General features: G+C 57.1%; 22 protein-coding genes and 1 pseudogene. 14 read left to right on the top strand and 9 right to left on the bottom strand.

Going from position 1 to position 16,514, the window contains the following annotated elements; genetic code table 11:
* The coding region (locus IQ265_RS27050; RefSeq protein ID WP_194059484.1) for an ATP-binding cassette domain-containing protein at window positions 1-788 on the top strand (788 nt) is incomplete at its 5' end.
* A 67-nt stretch (window positions 789-855) separates the two neighbouring features.
* On the opposite strand, the gene IQ265_RS27045 is transcribed toward IQ265_RS27050, so the two are convergent.
* The 5 genes from IQ265_RS27045 to IQ265_RS27025 form a co-directional block, all read right to left on the bottom strand.
* Complete coding sequence (locus IQ265_RS27045) at window positions 856-1,308, bottom strand: DUF202 domain-containing protein (RefSeq protein ID WP_194059476.1); 453 nt, start codon at window positions 1,306-1,308, stop codon at window positions 856-858.
* 41 nt (window positions 1,309-1,349) lie between these two features.
* Entirely contained in the window at window positions 1,350-2,543 is a 1,194-nt protein-coding gene (locus IQ265_RS27040) for a YeeE/YedE family protein (RefSeq protein ID WP_194059474.1), read from the bottom strand.
* Window positions 2,544-2,564: 21 nt separating this feature from the next.
* Window positions 2,565-2,765 (bottom strand): hypothetical protein, encoded by a 201-nt coding sequence (locus tag IQ265_RS27035; protein ID WP_194059472.1) that lies wholly within the window; start codon window positions 2,763-2,765, stop codon window positions 2,565-2,567.
* A gap of 141 nt (window positions 2,766-2,906) precedes the next feature.
* Window positions 2,907-3,857, bottom strand: a complete 951-nt coding sequence (locus IQ265_RS27030; RefSeq protein ID WP_194059470.1) for a sulfurtransferase — start codon at window positions 3,855-3,857, stop codon at window positions 2,907-2,909.
* A gap of 355 nt (window positions 3,858-4,212) precedes the next feature.
* Entirely contained in the window at window positions 4,213-4,359 is a 147-nt protein-coding gene (locus tag IQ265_RS27025) for a hypothetical protein (protein ID WP_194059468.1), read from the bottom strand.
* A gap of 334 nt (window positions 4,360-4,693) precedes the next feature.
* Here IQ265_RS27025 and IQ265_RS27020 point away from each other — a divergent pair, with 334 nt between their 5' ends.
* From IQ265_RS27020 to IQ265_RS26995, 6 genes are all read left to right on the top strand, one after another.
* The gene (locus IQ265_RS27020; RefSeq protein WP_194059466.1) at window positions 4,694-4,984 is read left to right on the top strand and encodes a hypothetical protein; all 291 of its coding nucleotides are present in this window, start codon (window positions 4,694-4,696) and stop codon (window positions 4,982-4,984) included.
* A gap of 179 nt (window positions 4,985-5,163) precedes the next feature.
* Window positions 5,164-5,379 (top strand): hypothetical protein, encoded by a 216-nt coding sequence (locus tag IQ265_RS27015; RefSeq protein WP_194059464.1) that lies wholly within the window; start codon window positions 5,164-5,166, stop codon window positions 5,377-5,379.
* Window positions 5,380-5,491: 112 nt separating this feature from the next.
* Window positions 5,492-6,139 (top strand): Crp/Fnr family transcriptional regulator, encoded by a 648-nt coding sequence (locus tag IQ265_RS27010; RefSeq protein WP_347405029.1) that lies wholly within the window; start codon window positions 5,492-5,494, stop codon window positions 6,137-6,139.
* A 239-nt stretch (window positions 6,140-6,378) separates the two neighbouring features.
* Window positions 6,379-6,840: a sulfur transferase domain-containing protein gene (locus IQ265_RS27005; RefSeq protein WP_194059462.1), complete on the top strand. Its 462-nt coding sequence runs from the start codon at window positions 6,379-6,381 to the stop codon at window positions 6,838-6,840.
* Window positions 6,841-8,043 carry an NAD-dependent epimerase/dehydratase family protein gene (locus IQ265_RS27000; protein ID WP_194059460.1) on the top strand — a complete coding sequence of 401 codons (1,203 nt, stop codon included), beginning with the start codon at window positions 6,841-6,843 and terminating at the stop codon, window positions 8,041-8,043.
* A gap of 88 nt (window positions 8,044-8,131) precedes the next feature.
* Window positions 8,132-8,998 carry a prohibitin family protein gene (locus IQ265_RS26995; protein ID WP_194059459.1) on the top strand — a complete coding sequence of 289 codons (867 nt, stop codon included), beginning with the start codon at window positions 8,132-8,134 and terminating at the stop codon, window positions 8,996-8,998.
* A gap of 57 nt (window positions 8,999-9,055) precedes the next feature.
* Here the strand turns inward: IQ265_RS26995 and IQ265_RS26990 are convergent, their stop codons facing one another.
* Window positions 9,056-9,982 carry a LysR family transcriptional regulator gene (locus IQ265_RS26990; RefSeq protein WP_194059458.1) on the bottom strand — a complete coding sequence of 309 codons (927 nt, stop codon included), beginning with the start codon at window positions 9,980-9,982 and terminating at the stop codon, window positions 9,056-9,058.
* 181 nt (window positions 9,983-10,163) lie between these two features.
* Here IQ265_RS26990 and IQ265_RS26985 point away from each other — a divergent pair, with 181 nt between their 5' ends.
* From IQ265_RS26985 to IQ265_RS26975, 3 genes are read left to right on the top strand one after another with little or no spacing between them, the layout of a single operon-like run.
* Window positions 10,164-10,919 carry a cadmium resistance transporter gene (locus tag IQ265_RS26985; RefSeq protein WP_194059457.1) on the top strand — a complete coding sequence of 252 codons (756 nt, stop codon included), beginning with the start codon at window positions 10,164-10,166 and terminating at the stop codon, window positions 10,917-10,919.
* A gap of 20 nt (window positions 10,920-10,939) precedes the next feature.
* Entirely contained in the window at window positions 10,940-11,551 is a 612-nt protein-coding gene (locus IQ265_RS26980) for a cadmium resistance transporter (RefSeq protein WP_194059456.1), read from the top strand.
* Between the two features lie 32 nt (window positions 11,552-11,583).
* Entirely contained in the window at window positions 11,584-12,222 is a 639-nt protein-coding gene (locus IQ265_RS26975) for a hypothetical protein (protein ID WP_194059455.1), read from the top strand.
* A 197-nt stretch (window positions 12,223-12,419) separates the two neighbouring features.
* On the opposite strand, the gene IQ265_RS26970 is transcribed toward IQ265_RS26975, so the two are convergent.
* On the bottom strand, window positions 12,420-12,620 hold the full coding sequence (locus IQ265_RS26970) for a hypothetical protein (protein ID WP_194059454.1): 201 nt from the start codon (window positions 12,618-12,620) through the stop codon (window positions 12,420-12,422).
* A 331-nt stretch (window positions 12,621-12,951) separates the two neighbouring features.
* Here IQ265_RS26970 and IQ265_RS26965 point away from each other — a divergent pair, with 331 nt between their 5' ends.
* A complete protein-coding gene (locus IQ265_RS26965) occupies window positions 12,952-13,629 on the top strand; it encodes a cadmium resistance transporter (protein ID WP_194059453.1) in 678 nt (225 codons plus the stop codon).
* Window positions 13,630-13,801: 172 nt separating this feature from the next.
* Window positions 13,802-14,002 (top strand): hypothetical protein, encoded by a 201-nt coding sequence (locus tag IQ265_RS26960; RefSeq protein ID WP_194059450.1) that lies wholly within the window; start codon window positions 13,802-13,804, stop codon window positions 14,000-14,002.
* Window positions 14,003-14,072: 70 nt separating this feature from the next.
* Here the strand turns inward: IQ265_RS26960 and IQ265_RS26955 are convergent, their stop codons facing one another.
* Together IQ265_RS26955 and IQ265_RS30940 are read right to left on the bottom strand one after the other, a co-directional pair.
* Window positions 14,073-14,579: a hypothetical protein gene (locus IQ265_RS26955; RefSeq protein ID WP_228038563.1), complete on the bottom strand. Its 507-nt coding sequence runs from the start codon at window positions 14,577-14,579 to the stop codon at window positions 14,073-14,075.
* Window positions 14,580-14,623: 44 nt separating this feature from the next.
* Window positions 14,624-14,842: a hypothetical protein gene (locus tag IQ265_RS30940; RefSeq protein WP_347405028.1), complete on the bottom strand. Its 219-nt coding sequence runs from the start codon at window positions 14,840-14,842 to the stop codon at window positions 14,624-14,626.
* Window positions 14,843-14,971: 129 nt separating this feature from the next.
* Between IQ265_RS30940 and IQ265_RS29185 the strand changes: the two are divergent.
* Window positions 14,972-15,196: pseudogene (locus IQ265_RS29185) on the top strand (P-loop NTPase); the annotation flags it as partial.
* A 208-nt stretch (window positions 15,197-15,404) separates the two neighbouring features.
* The gene (locus IQ265_RS26940; RefSeq protein WP_194059446.1) at window positions 15,405-16,439 is read left to right on the top strand and encodes a sulfonate ABC transporter substrate-binding protein; all 1,035 of its coding nucleotides are present in this window, start codon (window positions 15,405-15,407) and stop codon (window positions 16,437-16,439) included.
* The last annotated feature ends 75 nt before the right edge of the window (window positions 16,440-16,514 follow it).

The raw sequence follows: 16,514 nt of genomic DNA, 5'->3' as shown, positions 1-16,514 counted from the left end.
TCCACCCGCCTACCCACCCACTCACTCACCCCCACCCCCTCTACCTCAAACCCATCTTTGGAAAAGCGCTGACCCTGCCACCGTCCTCTCCGGCGATCGCCCCCGATCCCCTCCACGAGCTGCGAGTGGAAGGGTTGACCTATCGCTACCCAGGCAGTGGCGGCATTAGCGACATCAGTTTTACGCTGAAGGCGGGCAGTTTGACGGTAATCACCGGACGCGTTGGCGCGGGCAAAACCACGCTGCTGCGCGTGCTGCTTGGTCTTTTGCCCAGACAGTCTGGTTTTCTCTATTGGAATGGTCAGCCGATTCTCGATCCGGCGAATTTTTTGGTGCCGCCTCGGGCTGCCTATACGCCGCAAATTCCCCAGCTTTTCAGCGCCTCACTGCGGGAAAATCTGCTGCTGGGGCTGGGGGATACTGTAGGTCAGGAACAGCTGGATCGGGCGATCGCTGCCGCCGTCTTCGATCGCGATCTCGCCACCATGCCCGAGGGCTTAGAAACTTTGATCGGCACGCGCGGCTTTCGCCTTTCTGGTGGCCAAAAACAGCGGGCCGCCGCCGCCCGCATGCTGCTGCGTCAGCCCGCCCTGATGGTGTTCGACGACCTCTCCAGCGCCCTCGATGTCGAAACCGAACAGCGCCTCTGGCAACAGTTGTTTAACCCATCCACCCATCCACCCCTTCCCCCCACCTGCCTCGTCGTCTCCCATCGCCCCGCAGTGCTCCATCGCGCCGATCAAATTCTGCTACTAGAAGCTGGACGCATGAAGTCGGTAGCCTCATAAACAGAGTTAATTGAGTCGTAAAGTACAGGTGTACTTTACGACTCGATTGCTCCATTACCCTTCACTCCTACATAGCCGGAAACCCCTTCACCGTCGCCGGGGCCGAAAACAGCACGTAGAGCACCCCGGCCCCTAGCAGCGTCACCACCAGGCTGAAGAGAATGACCCAGCGGCTGTTGGGTTTGTAGGTGTTGTTTTCGATCGCATCCAGCACCGCGAAGTAGTGCCAGGTCGAGAGCAGCACGGTAATCAAGCCAATGGAGGATAGGCCTAACCCAACCAGCCAGCCCTGGCCAGTGCCAGGTACATCGGGGGAGACCAGGTAGCGCAGGCGAGCGATTAGCACGCCAAAGCCAATTAAGGCGATCGCGGTGCGCATCCAGGCCAGGTAGGTGCGCTCGTTAGCCAGGTGATCGCGGGTGCGAGAGGCCGGCCTGTGGGGCGGGGCTAAGTTGGGGTCCAACGGCGCATCACCTTTGCGATCGCCTTGAATGTCGGTAGCCTGGGAAGTCTGAGTCATAGCGACAGAATGAGTAGGGGTGGTCCCTGGGGCAGTGCAAATCAATTGGCAAGCCGAAACAGCGGCCTGAGTTTGACCCCGAGGGTTGTGCCCAGCAGGGCGAAGGCAATCCACAACCAGCCGTGCAGGCTGGTGGAGGCAATACCGCTAAAGTAGGCCCCAACGTTGCAGCCAAAGGCTAACCAGGCTCCATACCCCATCAGCAGGCCACCAATCAGGGCTGCCAGTACCGCTCGCCGCGAAGGGGGCTGCCGCACGGTGAGCCGTCCGGCGATCGCCGCCGCCAGCGCGGCCCCCAGCACAATGCCGAAATTCATCACCGAAGTCACGTCGGCAAAAACGCTGGCTTGCAGCACTTCTAAGATGCTCTCCTGGCTCCAAAACTCGCTGCTCGCCGGGTTCCAGCCCAGCAGAGTGGCCAGCTTGGCACTCCAGAGGGTAAAGCCCCAGGTCACACCCCAGGGCCGACCGGCTAGCAGCAGCGTGAGAGTGTTCAGCAGCGCCAGGGCCATGCCCCCCGCCACTAACGACCAGGGGCCGTAGAGGAGCGATCGCCAGCTGGGCCGTAGGCTAAACCTCGGCGTCGCTCCCCCAGCCCGGCTGTGCCAACGCCACAGCCACAGCCCCAAGAGTCCTAACAGCCCCAGCTGCAGCGCAGCGCCGCCCCAACCCCAGAGCCCTATCAGCGAAACCGCCTCGGTTTTAGGCAGCCCCTGCCAAAAACCGTTGGTCAAGGTGCCCAAAAACGATCCGGTACCGAAGGTTAGCAGGGTTAGCACCATCATCGAGCTGCCGCCGCCGATGGTGTAGAGAGTGCCGCAGGCGCAGCCGCTGCCCAACTGCATACCCACCCCAAACAGCAGCGCCCCGATCGCTCCCTGCACCGCCACCGGAGCCAGCGCCCCGCGCCCCATACCACCAATCAAAATTGGCGCAAACAGCACCGTGGCCAAGGCCAGCATTAGCACCTGGGCCAACACCCCCTGGCCATCGCCGTGCACCACCAGGCGGCGGTAGGCCGAGGCAAAGCCAAAACTGGCATGGTACAGGGTGAGGCCAAATAGCGTGCCCACCAGAAACAATGCGCTCTGTTGCCAGCCAAATGAGGTTAGGCCCGCCGCCAGGGCCAAAACCACAGCCAGCAACACGTAGAGGAGAAACGACCGCGATGGCCCTCCAGGGCCGGTCTTTGACCAACGCGGTTGGACACGCGATCGCTCGACAAACTGAGCCATAGCAAACCTACTATCAAAGCATTACGAAAAGCGGCCTCGGGTGGGGCGACGGGGTTTTTCGTCGTCGTCATCCTCGTCATCGTCGGGCTGGGTTGGCGCGCAGGAGGCCACCGGGTTAAGGGTGTCAGAGCCAGTCGCCCGAAACGTTGTTGACCAGAACGTGCTCCCCACCAGGATGAGGGGGGTTAAGGCACTGGCAATCAGCAGCAATCGCAGCAGCATAAATCAGTCATTCCTCCAAAACAGTTTGGTTTCCCCATCACCAGCGCCTGCGGCCCTGATTAGGGGTGAAGGTAGCTGGTTGTATCGCATAGATACAACCAGCTGCCCGATTACTCTCGGTGTTGCACGCCTAGAATGGCCCTAAACGTTGGGGTCACGCCCCGTTGCCACCGGCAGATCAGGCTGAGCCGAATACTCCGTCCATGAGCCTTCGTAAATCCGCACGTTGGGGTAGCCCAGCAGGTGCTTCAGCACGACGTACTGCAGCGAGGCTTCTCGTCCAGTGCTGCACGTCACAACAATGTCCTGCTCCGGTGTAATTTCCCGACGGGCGAGCAGCGCGCGAATCTCATCGAGGGGCTTGAGCTGGTGAAAATTGTCTTCGCCCACGGTGAAGCCGGGCCAGGGAACATTTTTAGCCCCAGGAATATGGCCGTTGCGAATGAACAGGTCTTCTTCACCGGCAAACAGTGCGGGCGGGCGCGGGTCGATGAAGGTAACGCGGGCGCTGCGGTCACGCACAGTCGACCGCACCTCGTCGAGCGAAACGCGAATGGCGCTGTTGTCTGCGAGGGTAAAGTTGCCCCTGGCATACTCAGGGAACGCCTTCGTCACCGGCAGACTGGCATCCTTGTAGGCCTTAAACCCACCATCGAGTACCGAAACCCGGCCTGAATAGCTGCCTCGCTCCAGCAGATAAGCCACCTGGGTGCTGCCCAAAATACTGTTGCCGTCGGAGTAAATCACCACATGGCTATCGTTGTTCACCCCCGCTTCCTGGAACAGGGCTTCAATCTTTTGCTCTTCCCAAAACTGCACGGGCAGTCGGCCATTAGGGCCACGGAAGGTGTTTTCAGCAATATTTACCGCACCGGGAACGTGGCTGTTGATGTAGTCGAGGGGGTTAGTGCGCACGTCGAGAATGCGCAGGTTTGCATCGCGAGAATGCTGCGCCAGCCACTGAGGGCTAACGAAATCGATGGTTGTTGCGGCGGCACTGGGCGGCACCAGGGCAGGCAGGGTGGCCACAGCCAAAACCGCCGCCAAAAAGGCAACTAGCTGAATTTTCCAGCGCTGCAGTTGCTTAAACATTGAGTGTTACTCCTTTGGGTCTAGATAAACTTTTCTGGGAGAGAGGGGTGGATGGGTAGGGAGTGGATGGGTGAGGGGCAGGTTTAGCTATGGGTTGCAGGGATTAGGAGTTTTTAGACAGTCTCCACTCCGCTCCCCCACTCCCCAGCTCTTTCCCGTTACCCACTTCGATGGACGAAAGGCTGGCCACTGGACATCGCACCCCCCCGCATACTGCTCTGCCGCCTTGGTCACCCGCAGCAATCGCCCTTGGCTGGGAGTGAAGGCGTGGGTTTGGCCCATCGCCGTAGTGGTCGCGCAAAAATTGCTAAAGTCTGCGGCGGCTCCAGCCCCGGGTCGTGAGCGATGGCCTGCGCTAGAAATGCCTTTTGTGAGAGCTTTTCTTGAGCGGCGATCGCAGATTCAGCACCGCCCAAAACCCCTGCTGAATCTGCTCAGGGGTAAGCTGCCCAGCGCTGCTGTAGCCGTCATGGACCGGGCAAGTTGAGTTGTCATAGCCCACTTTCTCCAATCAGTGACGAGAAGTGGTTCATAGGCATGCCTCCAAGCAATCAGAGCTGAACAAATAATTAGAGCGCTCACCGCAAAGTGGGGCGCTCACTTAGAAAACCTGCGGAACAAGCCGTCGCGCTCTAAGCAAAACCAAGCACAACCGAATCGTACATGAAACCAAAAATATTTGCAATCTGATTGAAATTTACACGGTGTCGTGCCATAGTTGTCAAGCATGAATCATCGGTAAATCTATCGGGTTTTCGGTGTATGCAATGACGGTGCTCCCTCAGCTCTCCCTAGCCCCACAGGTTTCGTCTGTTGTTTTTACTGGTTTAAGCACCATGACAACTCCCCAAACTCAACTTAGACTCAGAATCTACGGTTCCCCTCAGCTGTCGGTTAAGTCGCTGCTCGAAGATCTGGCCGAAAGTTGTCGGGTCGTGGTGCGGGCGATTGCCCAAAATGGCCAGCCCACCACCTTTTCCGTCAGCAGTTTGGCTCAGCCTACGGCCCTAGAGATTGAGCTGTCTGGGCCATTAAACGCTGTGCAATGCTGGCTCAAACAACTCCAAAAATACCCGATTACCATTCAGGGCAAGGGCCACGCCAGCGGCGACAGCTGGCACTATTAGGGGCTGTCATCAATTAGCTGCTAAATGCCCAAAATCAAGGTTTACAGACCCTAGCCTGTTCTTGGGGTCGGGCGTGGCAAGGCTTGATATATCCGGCTTTTAGCCACAATTGATGACACGCCCTAGGAGTATTCGCAATTTTTGTTGTTCTCTCTCTATACTTCCCTCCGTTTTTTGCCATGATCTCTTTCCCTCTCAACCCTACTGAAATTCAGCAGCCTTACCCGTCTGCCCCTGCGGGCATCCGCCCCATCCATCGACCCCTCAAAAATCGCTGGCGCAACGGTCGCGGCTATGCCGTAATCGCCCTGATTGCACCGCTATTGCTGGGCAGCCTGCTGCTGATCCACCTGCAAAACACTGCCAAGACGCAGGTTAATTTGTGGCGACTGTAGGGGTGGAGAGAATAGGTTTTGAAGTTTGAATGCCCGGTATACAAAACTCATTTAAAGCGCAAATCGGCGACACGTTCGATGCCGGTGAACACCTGAACTTAGGAGAATAGTTGTGTTGAAGCAGCTAGATAATTTTGGGGCGGTGCCAGAGGTTGTCTCAGCCAGGCCGTTGCGGGGGCTCTCCCTGGAGCAGTTGCAGCGGTGGCCTATGGCTGAGGTCAGTACCTTTGGGCGACGTAGCTATTTGCCCGCTCGCCGCGATCGCCTCTGGCTGCTCAAGGCAGGCGTTGTGCGGACCATGACCTATCAGGAAGACGGTACGGCGATCGCCCTGGGCCTATGGAGCACTGGCGACATTGTCGGTCAGTCCCTCTCTGATACCGATCCTTACCTGGTTGAGGCCCTGACGGAGGTGGAGGCGGTTGCCATCGCCCTCAGCGACTGGCAACCGCCGGTGGAAGTAATCACCAGCTACCTCAAGCACACCGAAGCGCTGATGGTGGTGCGCACCCATCGGCGGGCCGAAGCCGCTCTGCTGGGTTTGCTGCAGTGGCTGGCCAATCGCTTCGGTCTGCAGATCGATCGCGGCTGCTTGATTGATCTTAAAATCACCCACCAAGACCTGGCCGACTTTAGCGGCCTCAGCCGAGTCACCGTCACTCGGCTGCTGCGGCAGTTTGAGGAACAGGGGTTGATCTATCGGCGATCGCGCCAGCTTATATTGGCTGAGTCTAGCGACCACTGGCACTACGAGATTTAGGTGAGGGCGCAGGGAGTGGATGGGTAGGGGCTAGGGGGTGGATGGGAAGAAGTTTTGGGCACAGGGCCAAATCGGTAGGGTCTACGGCACAATAATTGATGAATTCAATTCAATTGCAAACATTTTTGAATCCATGTACGATTCCCGTACATTAGGTTTACCGTAAATGCAACATGTATCAGGTGCCGTTGCAACAGCGCCATGAAAAAGCACCCGGGTACATAATTTGTTTTTAGGTTATGACAGGCAACATTCGCTCCATAAATGACGACTACAGCAGTGCCGGGCAACTGACCCCCGCGCAGATTAAACAGGCGGCGGCTCAGGGGTTTAGGTCGGTGCTAAACCTCAGATCACCCACCGAACCCGGCACCCTCGCCGACGAAGCCGAGCAAGCTGCTGCCGCTGGCTTGGGCTATGTCCAGGCCCCAGTTAGCCCAACCACATCAGCGGGCGAATCCTTAGACGCCGCTCTGGCTGCTTTAGATGGGCTGCCCAAGCCAGTGCTGATTCATTGCCGAGGCGGTGGACGGGCGACGGCGGTGGCGCTGATCGCGATCGCCACCCAGAAAAAGCTCTCCCAAGAGGCATTCCTAGAGCAGGCTGCGGCCCACAATCTGGGACCAGAGCAGCCGCAGATCCAGAAATTTTTGCGCGACTACTACGGCAATCCGCTGCCCGATCCGCAGGAGGTTGTCTAGATGGTCGTTACCAACGGTCAGCCCCACACTGAACCGCTCCGGATCTTGATTCTCGGGGGCGATGGTTTTTGCGGCTGGCCCACCGCGCTGCATCTGTCGAATCTCGGCCACGAGGTCGTCATTCTCGACAACCTCTCTCGCCGCAATATCGACAACGAGCTGGAGGTCAGCTCCCTCACCCCAATTGCGCCTTTGGGAGTTCGACTGGCGACCTGGAAAGAGCACACCGGGCGCGAGATTCCCTTTCATCGGGTGGATGTTGCCCAGGACTACGAGCAGCTCTTGGGCTTAATTCAGCAGTATCGGCCCAATGCGGTGGTGCACTTTGCCGAGCAGCGGGCCGCCCCCTACTCGATGAAATCGCCCCGCCACAAGCGCTACACCGTCGACAACAACCTCAATGCTACCCACAACCTGCTCTGCGCCATCGTCGAGTCGGGGCTAGATATCCACGTGGCCCACCTCGGCACCATGGGCGTCTACGGCTACGGTACGGCAGGGATGAAAATCCCTGAGGGCTACCTGGATGTGGAAATTCCTACCGAGAGCGGCGATCGCATTGCCCAGCGAATTCTGTACCCGGCGAATCCGGGCAGCGTTTACCACATGACCAAAACTCAGGACCAGCTGTTCTTTCTCTACTACAACAAAAACGACGGCGTGCGCGTTACCGACCTGCACCAGGGCGTGGTCTGGGGCACCCACACCGCCGAAACCCGCCTCGACGAGCGGCTGATCAACCGCTTCGACTACGACGGCGACTACGGCACCGTGCTCAATCGCTTTTTGATGCAGGCGGCGATCGGCTACCCGCTGACGGTGCACGGCACCGGCGGTCAAACCCGCGCCTTCATCCACATTCAAGACACCGTGCGCTGCATTCAGCTGGCCCTCGAAAACCCGCCCCAGGCAGGCGAGCCGGTGAAGATCTTTAACCAGATGACCGAGACTCACCGAGTCCGCGACCTGGCCCAGCTGGTTAGCGACATCACCGGAGCCGAGATCGCTTACCTACAAAACCCCCGCAAGGAAGCCGCCGAAAACGACCTGTTTGTTGAAAATCGCTGCTTCCTCGATCTGGGCCTGGAGCCCACCACCCTCAGCAAAGGGCTGCTGCTGGAGGTGACAGAGATTGCGGAGAAGTATGCGGGGAGGTGCGATCGCAGCAAGATTCCCTGCACGTCGAAATGGGTAAAGGGGTAGGGGATAGAGACTTGATTAAGCAATCAAACTCATCCACTCATCCACGCCCTACCCCTTTACCCTCCAACCCTCACCCCCAGGAGCCCCCTTGGTAGACAGCCGACCCAGCGACACCCGCGATCGCACCCCCGCAGCATCGCTCGCCGCCCCGGCTCTCAACAGCGGAGCCACTCTGGCGGCGTGGATTTTGCTGGGCCTGGTGGGGTTGGCGCTGCTGGCCAGCTTTTGGGTGGTCGTTCCCGCTGGCGAGCGGGGCGTGTGGATGCGCTTTGGCCGGGTGCAGGAGAAGATTTTGGCCGAGGGGCTGCACTTTGTGGTGCCCCTGGTGGACTCGGTGGAGACCCTGAGCACTCGGGTACAAAAGCAGGAAGTTGCCACCGAAGCAGCGTCAAAGGATTTGCAGGATGTGTTTAGCGATGTAGCCCTCAACTGGCATATTTTGCCCGATAAGGCCAATGTGGTGTTTCAGCAAGTTGGCGATGAGGCTGACATTGTGCGATCGCTCGTCAACCCCGCGATTGAAGAGGTGATCAAAGCGGTAATGGCCCACTACACCGCCGAGGAGGTGATTACCCAGCGCGACCGGGTAAAGGCCGAGGTGGATGCGGGACTGCGATCGCGCCTTGCCCCCTATAACCTGGCCGTAGACGATGTCTCGCTGACCACGATTCACTTCTCGCAGCAGTTTCGCGACGCGGTCGAGGCCAAGCAAATCGCTGTACAGGAGGCTAAACAAGCCGAGTTTGTCGCCAAAAAAGCCCTGCGCCAGGCCGAAATTGAAATTAATTTAGCCCGGGGCACCGCTGAGGCCCACCAAATTTTGCAGGAAACCCTCACCCCCAGCGTGCTGAAGTATGAAGCCCTGCAAAAGTGGGATGGCCGACTGCCGATGATCACCGGAGAGGGAACAAGTACGGTAGTTGAGCTGGATGATTTGGTGCCAGATAGGGGGTAGGGAGTGAGAAGTAGGAATTGGTGACAAACATTTTGAACTTTTAATTCTCCTCACCTCTTATCCTTCACCCTCTACCAAAATTTCCTCAAAGGCCTTAGAAATTCGGGTGCGAAATCGTTTTTGGTGCCGCAGTAAAATGACTGGCTGAGTCATTTCGTAGGTGTGGTTTGGATGGTCAATATCATCCACTATGGGAATGGCTTTGAGGGTGCCGAGTTTAAGCTCTGATCGCACAATTGACCTGGGCAGGGCCGCCACGCCGATTCCTCCTTCAACCACCGCCTTGATCATTTCGCTGGTGGTGAGAATGAGGGTTATTTCTAAAGCGCTGGGGTCTACGCCCCAGTTCTGGAGCGATCGCTCGAACATGTAGCGGGAGCCGGAGCCAGGTTCGCGCATGATCCAGCAGGTATTGGTAAGTTCGGGAAGGGCGATCGCGCTGCGCTCAAACCAGGGATGGTTTTGGCCGACCACAATCGCCACCACGTCTTGCCCAATCACCGACACCGCTAGGTTTTGGCTCAGGGAAGGTTTTACCTCACCCGTGACCAATCCTAGATCAAACAATCCGGTGACAGTACCGCTGACAATTTCCTCGGCGTTGGCGATGGTGCAATTGATCGAGATGCCGGGATACTGCTGCTTAAAATGGCTGATTTTCTGGGGCAGCCAGTAGTTGCCCACTGTTAGACTACTGCCCACCTTGAGTGCCCCCCGCTGCAGGCCGTTGAGTTCGCGCAGCCCCTGGGCAGTTAGGGCGACCTGATCAAGAATTTTTTGCGCCTCAATTTGCAGCATTTCCCCAGCATCGGTCAGCTCAATATGCCTACCAATACGATGAAATAGTTTGACTCCATATTCTTCTTCTAGGGTTTGAATAGAGGCGCTGACGGCGGGCTGAGTAATGTAGAGAGAATCTGCCGCGCGGGTGAAGTGTAGATGCTCGGCTACCGCCATAAAAACGCGGAGTTGCTCAATCTTCATAGCGGTAAATTCGTGATTCTTGAAATGCTCAAAAAAGTCTGTTTAATTATTGCATAAATTCTATTTATCAAACGCACAAGAAAGAGTGTTTGATTCATCTATTTATTCAACTTAAGGTAATGGTCGATTGCAAAGCCCGTAAAACCCTTAGTTCAGCGTTTAGACATAAGGTGCAACGATCATGACTGACCTACTCGCCATCCTGACCCGCAGCGCCATGGCGTTTGCCGCCACCAACCTCGACGACATCGTCATTCTGATGCTGTTTTTCTCACAGGTGGGGGTGGCCCTGCGCAAGCGCCATATCGTGGTGGGGCAGTACGTAGGCTTTGCCGGCTTAGTAGCCCTCAGCCTGCCGGGGTTCTTTGGCAGCTTGCTATTCCCCCGCCCCTGGATTGGCCTGCTGGGGGTGGTGCCCGTTGTGATTGGTCTGAGCCAGGTGCTGTCGGTCACCCCCGATGAGGAGACTGGTGAGGATACCGGTGAGGTGCTGTTAGCGCCCACCAGCGGCGGTGCTAGCTGGCTATCGCCCCAAATCACCAGCGTAGCGGCCATCACGATGGCCAACGGTGGCGACAACATTGGTATCTACATGCCGATGTTTGCCAACTGCGATGGTCTAGGGCTGGGGGTAATTTTGACGGTGTTTTTTGGGCTGGTGGGGGTGTGGTGTTTTGTGGCCTATCAGCTAACTAAAGTGGGGGCCATTTCTACCCTGCTGACCCGTTACGGGTCGCAGGTAGTGCCCTTTGTGCTGATGGCGTTGGGCGGGCTGATTTTGGTCGATAGCCACACCCTAGAGCATCGGGGCTTAACGGCCTTGGTGCTTACCATCATTGGCATCTGTGTAATCCACCTGCTGCGCGCCGCTGCGCGGCTGTCTCAGTCGGCGGCTCTGGGTCGGCCAGTGCCCACACCCCAGAGAATAGACGGGTAGCGTTCCCCTGCGTATTCCCTATGGCCTGGTCGTCACAAACTCTGCTCAAAGCTGTCATCGCATTTGTAGCCACCAATCTAGACGACTTTGTTCTACTTATGGTGTTCTTTTCTCAGGTGCCCAGCCGCTTTTCCTACCGCCAGATTTTTTGGGGTCGCTACCTCGGCTTTGCCGCCCTGGTCGCGCTGAGTCTGCCCGGTTTCTTTGGGGGTTTGGTACTGCCTAAAGCCTGCACTGGTCTGCTGGGTCTGGTGCCCATCGCCCTTGGCTGCAAGCAGTTGCTCAAGCCCGAGGGCGAGACGGAGGTGCAGTTGGTAACAGCCCCCAAGTTGCCCTTAGTCAATGCTCAAATGGCGGCGATCGCAGGCATCACCCTGGCCAACGGTGGCGACAACATCGGCATCTACGTGTCGCTGTTTGCGGGCCAAACCTGGGCCGAACTGGGCCTGACCCTGCTGGGGTTTGGGGTGCTGGTCGCCCTCTGGTACTGGCTGGCCCAGGCATTGGTGAGTCATCCCCTGGTGCGTAATCGCCTCAGTGCAGTGGGTCATCGGTCAATGCCCCTCGTACTCATCGGCCTGGGCCTGTTCATCTTGATCGATAGCGAAACCTACCGACTGCTGGTTCGCTAACCCAATGTTTCACCCAAAAGGAGACTGTTCCAATGCTTCGTACGCTCAAAAATGCCTTCAGCTTTCTGCTCTTTGCTGGCCTGCTGCTGGTGCTAGTAGGTGTAGCCCGGCCCGCCTTCGCCGACCCGATCGCCCAAAAGAGCCCCCAGTATGCCGAAATTACCCAAACCTTAGCGGAGCTAACCCGGCTTCAATCTACCCCCAACGCTGACCTCGCAGCCGCTGGCTATACCGCCGCCGAGCTAAGTCAAAAAATCTCTGACCTGCGCTTTCAAAAGTACATCCAAGAAACCAGCGAAGACCTAGGCATCTGTAGCAACACCACCGCCTCCACCGTCGGCGTTTACGGCTACGACCCCGATCGCAAAAACGCCGCCCCCCAGATCGCCTACCTGGGCGCTGGCCAAACCACCGACGACGACTGGGCCTGCACGGGCGTATTTCTGCCCGCTGATGCTGTGGTAGCGGGGCTAGACCTGGGCGGCGAAGGGGCGATCGCCGCTTTGGTAGACGGCACCCGCCTCACCATCAGCGAAAACCCGGCTACGGGCGCGATCGAGTTTGATGTCCCGCTCTATAAGGTGCTAAAAGCCGCAGATACCGCTACCCCCCTGCCCCAGTTCAGCTTGGCTGACGTGGCCGGGCAAGTGGCAACTGCCCCGATTGACTAGGGAATGAGGGGTGGGGACTGGATGGGTTTAGTTGCTTAATCCATCCAGTCCCCTACCTATCCGTCACCCTCACCTCCTTTCCTAAAAAGGACTCTATGAAAATTTAGTGCAGTGATTAAGGCCCCGGCGTTCTACAGAACCCTAGGATTATGGCTCGGGGTCAATTTCCTGCTGTCGCAGCAGGGCTGCCATACGTTCTACCCGCCACCGCAGCTCCGCCTACCGCTCAGACGTATAACTACGGCGATCGCGCTGCCCTGCTCCCAATTCACAGCCAGGGCACTTTGATCAGAATTTTCTACAGGTTCCGCTTCCAAGGGAACGTTATCAGGAATTGAGTTCCAGATAATCGACAGGGGCACAATGGGTTGATTGGCAACCCTGGGGAACGTCACCATCACACAGCTTCCACAGTGCGGTATCTGCTAAGACTTTTATTCTAGCCAGTCCTATGGCTCAACATCTGCAAAATTTATTCCGTCCTTCAAAGACCATTTGCATACCATGAGGTATGGAATTGGCACCGCTAGAACTAACGAATTTTACGTTCTAAAAATGCCTCATCGAAGTACTGCCAGACATTTTTCTGAGCTGAAATTGCTGCCAGTAAAAGGCTCCAGCCTTAGTACTTAATCTATAACTACAATTTATCATCTTCAGAAAAAAGAGCATTTGCTCTTATTTTTTACTCCCCGTAAATTGAGGGTGATCTTCCTTCAGAGATTTTCCATGGACTGGATTGTACCAACTGTCATGCTTGGGGTGGCCACCGCTACAGCCACCACCTTCGACGACAATATTTACCTGACGCTATTCTTCAGCAAGACAAACCGCACCTTTCGGCCCCGCCACATCGTAGTGGGCGAATTTGTTGGCTTTACTGGGCTGGTGGGCATCAGCTTAATTGGCTATTTCGCCGGGCTGATGATTCCTCACATCTGGATTGGGCTGCTGGGCTTTTTGCCCATTGCCATTGGCGTCAACGCTCTGCTCAGCCGCCAGGCCATTGCAGAAGATGAGACAGTGGATGTGTCGGTAGCGAATCCCACCAACCCCCACTACCGCCAGGTGCGGCGCACATCGCTATGGCACACCCTGCGCGACGCCCAAACCTACCGAGTGTCGGCGGTGACACTGGCCAACGGCGGCAACAACATTGCCATTTACATTCCCCTATTTGCCAGCAGCACCCTGCCGCGCCTGAGCATTATTTTGGCGGTGTGCTACGCGGCCATTGGCCTCTGGCTGTTTGTCTCCTATAGCCTCAACCGCCAGCCGGTGACGGCGGTAATTATGAGCCGCTACGTGCGCCGCGCTTTTCCGTTTGTATTGATCTGGCTGGGAGGCAGTATTTTGATCGACAGCGGCAGCCACGAATTGCTCTTCTCCCTCGCTCCCCACCTCTGATACCTACCGCCTGATGTCCTCCCCCCGCTGCCGATCGACTACCATCAACAAAATCTATCAAGTCTACAAAGAAGACTGTTTGCTCTGATCAAAACCCGTTCGTAAGATCAACTTATACGGTTAGAACTTGTACCAGCAGTGCTTTATCGCTATCGCCGTTTTAGAGGTTTTTATGGGAGCTAGACCTAGACGAGAGGAATGGTTTCAGCGGGGGTGCCGCGATCGCGATGCCGGTCTACTGCCCCGCAGCACTGACTCGGCCTACTGGGATGGCTATCGCTTGGGTAGACCACTGGGCTTAGATGAGGTGATTCGCTACTTTCCAACGCTGGAGTCGTTCTTGGCGTGGCGATCGCAGGGAGCGCAGGGGTAAACGGGGGCGCACACGATGCCAGAGCCGTTTGGCGGCAAGGGAGAACTAGGAGCTGATTGTTCCATTGAACCTATATCCAGGCCCTTAGCCAGTCGGGCAGCACAGCGTCGAGGGTAGCGAGTAGGTCACCGTTGAGAAAATCGGGCATGTCGAGAATGTGCAGTTGCAGCAGCACCACGATCGCCACTGTGTAAACCGTGGAGGTAATCAGCCCGTTGCGAAGCGATTGAGTTTTGGAGCCTTGACTATCTTTTTGCAGGGCGGTAACGGCTCCCTGCTGCATCAGCACAAAGCCAACTACATTGGTCAGCCAGTAGCCCACCCCAGTCATGGGCACCAGGGCATCGGGAAATGGGCGACTGAAAAGATAGCCAAAACCCAGGGCCAGAGGCAGGTTGATCACCAGATCGTTCCACCAGCAGAGGGGCGAAAGTAGGTAGCCCACCACCACCAGGGTGCCGCCCCACAGTCGGCGCAGCCAGGATTTGTTAGGCTGGGGCTCATTTTTGGCCAAGGGGGCCGTATCGACTGAGGCGTCTGCTTTGGTCTCTGGCTCAGTGAGTTGCAAGGGGGCCATCCTTAAAAATAGTGAGTACTGAACTTTGTTTTAATAAATTTATTTTAATTAAAGCGGTGTTGGCTAACGGAGCAGTTTAAGAACGGGGCAGCCCAGCGAGTCCGGTCTCTGCATTGGGCGACCCTGGTAGTCGTGGGCAGGTAGACCCAGGTGTCGGGCAGAGTAAACAGCCACTGGGTGACGGTGTCGTAAAGGATGCCTGCGTTGCCTCCTTGCAGGTCGGTGCGACCGCAGCCGCGAATCAGCAGGGCATCGCCGGTCAACAGATAAGTGGCGTTGACGAAAAAAGCCCGGTGGCCGGGGTGGCGATCGCCTCAGCGCGCAATGTTTCTAAGCTTAAGGTCTCGCCGTCGGCCAAGCTGTAATCGGCGGAGCGGACGGCAGCAATTAGTATGCGAACAACGCTGGCGATCGCTAGCGGCAAAGGCGGCGGCAAATTGACCACGGTGGTGCAGTTGGCGATCGCTCTTACCCGCACCGGAGCCAGCGTCGGCCTACTCAGTGCCGACATCTACGGCCCCAACGTGCCCCAACGGCTAGGGTTAGAGCAGGCCCAGGCTGAGGTGGTTGAAACTCAAAACGGACAGCGGTTTGTGCCTTTGAAGGCCCACGGCATCTTCAACTACCTGCTCTCTAGCAAATCTATCGGTTCGCTGAAGAGCAGAGCGCGCTTTAATTCACGCCAAAAGATAAATTAAAAATGAATTGTAATTGTAGCTGAGTTTACTTGAACTTCAAACAAGTTGCGTGCCATACTGCGCCATCAAACAACGGTAAACCGATAGAGCTGCCGGTGTTTGATGGCAACCTTTCAGAGGCGCAGCTATGGCCACAAAACCCTATTCCTCTAAATCCTGGAGTTTGACCCGGCGACAATCGCTGAAATCGTTGGCTTACCTGTTTGCCACCGGCTTTGGGGCCAGCGCCATGGCTACCGCCTGTAGCCGCGACGCCACAACCAGTGTCGAGCCCCAGCCTGCCGTTACCCAGGCCAAGGCTACCGTGCTGCGCATTGGCCACCAGAAGTTTGACCCATTCATTTTGATCAAAGCTCGGGGTGGTTTAGAAGAGCGGCTCAAGACCTTCGGCACCCGCGTCGAGTGGATTGAATTTCAGTCGGGGCCACCCCTGCTCGAAGCCCTCAACGTAGGCAGCATCGACATTGGCCGCACCGGAGATGCACCGCCAATTTTTGCCCAAGCGGCAAATACACCCTTCGTCTATGTGGGCAGTGGAGCACTGCGACCGCAAAGCTCAGCCATCATCGCTCCGGCCAACTCGCCCTTGCAGGCGATCGCCGACCTCAAGGGCAAGACCGTAGGCTACCAGCGGGGGTCTAGCGCCCACTTCTTCTTTGTGCAGGCGCTAGAGAGGGCCGGGCTCACCCTGGATGATGTGGAGTCCGCTAACCTGTCGCCTGCTGACGCCCGCGCGGCCTTTGAGCAGAACAACATCGATGCCTGGGCCGTTTGGGACCCCTTCTACGCCGCTGCAGAAAAGCAGCTCAATGCCAAAACCCTCACCACCAACGATGGATTCGCCTCCAATCGCGAGTTTTTCTTGGCATCGAAGGGGTTTGTGGCCGACAACGAAGCCCTGTTGGTGGCCCTGCTCGAAGAAACCGCCGAGGTAGCTCAATGGGCCGACAACAACCCCGCCGAAGTTGTCGAAGTGCTGGCCCCCGTCACCGGCCTAGACCCGGAAATTTTAGACGTGGTCACCCGGCGGCGCAGCTACAGCTTTGACCCTGTGCCGCCCGAGGCGATCGCCGAGCAACAGCGCATTGCCGATGTTTTCTACGAGCTAGATCTCATTCCCAAAGCCGTGCGCGTCCAAGACGTCGTTTGGACCCCCAGCTAAGTTTTCCTGGTTCAGCCGAGCGAACTGCAAACGGCGAACACAGCCTAGCCCATTCATCTCACCATCCATTGCCAT

It is taken from the genome of Nodosilinea sp. LEGE 06152 (genome assembly GCF_015207525.1).
Taxonomy (GTDB): Bacteria; Cyanobacteriota; Cyanobacteriia; order Phormidesmidales; family Phormidesmidaceae; genus Nodosilinea.
This window is presented reverse-complemented; position numbering and strand designations above follow the sequence as displayed.

Coding starts and splice junctions, on each gene's coding strand:
- IQ265_RS26960 (WP_194059450.1), top strand. CDS start 13,802: ATGGGAGCTAGACCTAGACGAGAGGAATGGTTTCAGCGGGGGTGCCGC.
- IQ265_RS27045 (WP_194059476.1), bottom strand. CDS start 1,308: ATGACTCAGACTTCCCAGGCTACCGACATTCAAGGCGATCGCAAAGGT.
- IQ265_RS26990 (WP_194059458.1), bottom strand. CDS start 9,982: ATGAAGATTGAGCAACTCCGCGTTTTTATGGCGGTAGCCGAGCATCTA.
- IQ265_RS27020 (WP_194059466.1), top strand. CDS start 4,694: ATGACAACTCCCCAAACTCAACTTAGACTCAGAATCTACGGTTCCCCT.
- IQ265_RS27015 (WP_194059464.1), top strand. CDS start 5,164: ATGATCTCTTTCCCTCTCAACCCTACTGAAATTCAGCAGCCTTACCCG.
- IQ265_RS27000 (WP_194059460.1), top strand. CDS start 6,841: ATGGTCGTTACCAACGGTCAGCCCCACACTGAACCGCTCCGGATCTTG.
- IQ265_RS26980 (WP_194059456.1), top strand. CDS start 10,940: ATGGCCTGGTCGTCACAAACTCTGCTCAAAGCTGTCATCGCATTTGTA.
- IQ265_RS27035 (WP_194059472.1), bottom strand. CDS start 2,765: ATGCTGCTGCGATTGCTGCTGATTGCCAGTGCCTTAACCCCCCTCATC.
- IQ265_RS26975 (WP_194059455.1), top strand. CDS start 11,584: ATGCTTCGTACGCTCAAAAATGCCTTCAGCTTTCTGCTCTTTGCTGGC.
- IQ265_RS27005 (WP_194059462.1), top strand. CDS start 6,379: ATGACAGGCAACATTCGCTCCATAAATGACGACTACAGCAGTGCCGGG.
- IQ265_RS26965 (WP_194059453.1), top strand. CDS start 12,952: ATGGACTGGATTGTACCAACTGTCATGCTTGGGGTGGCCACCGCTACA.
- IQ265_RS27030 (WP_194059470.1), bottom strand. CDS start 3,857: ATGTTTAAGCAACTGCAGCGCTGGAAAATTCAGCTAGTTGCCTTTTTG.
- IQ265_RS27040 (WP_194059474.1), bottom strand. CDS start 2,543: ATGGCTCAGTTTGTCGAGCGATCGCGTGTCCAACCGCGTTGGTCAAAG.
- IQ265_RS26940 (WP_194059446.1), top strand. CDS start 15,405: ATGGCCACAAAACCCTATTCCTCTAAATCCTGGAGTTTGACCCGGCGA.
- IQ265_RS26985 (WP_194059457.1), top strand. CDS start 10,164: ATGACTGACCTACTCGCCATCCTGACCCGCAGCGCCATGGCGTTTGCC.
- IQ265_RS26955 (WP_228038563.1), bottom strand. CDS start 14,579: ATGGCCCCCTTGCAACTCACTGAGCCAGAGACCAAAGCAGACGCCTCA.
- IQ265_RS26970 (WP_194059454.1), bottom strand. CDS start 12,620: ATGGTGACGTTCCCCAGGGTTGCCAATCAACCCATTGTGCCCCTGTCG.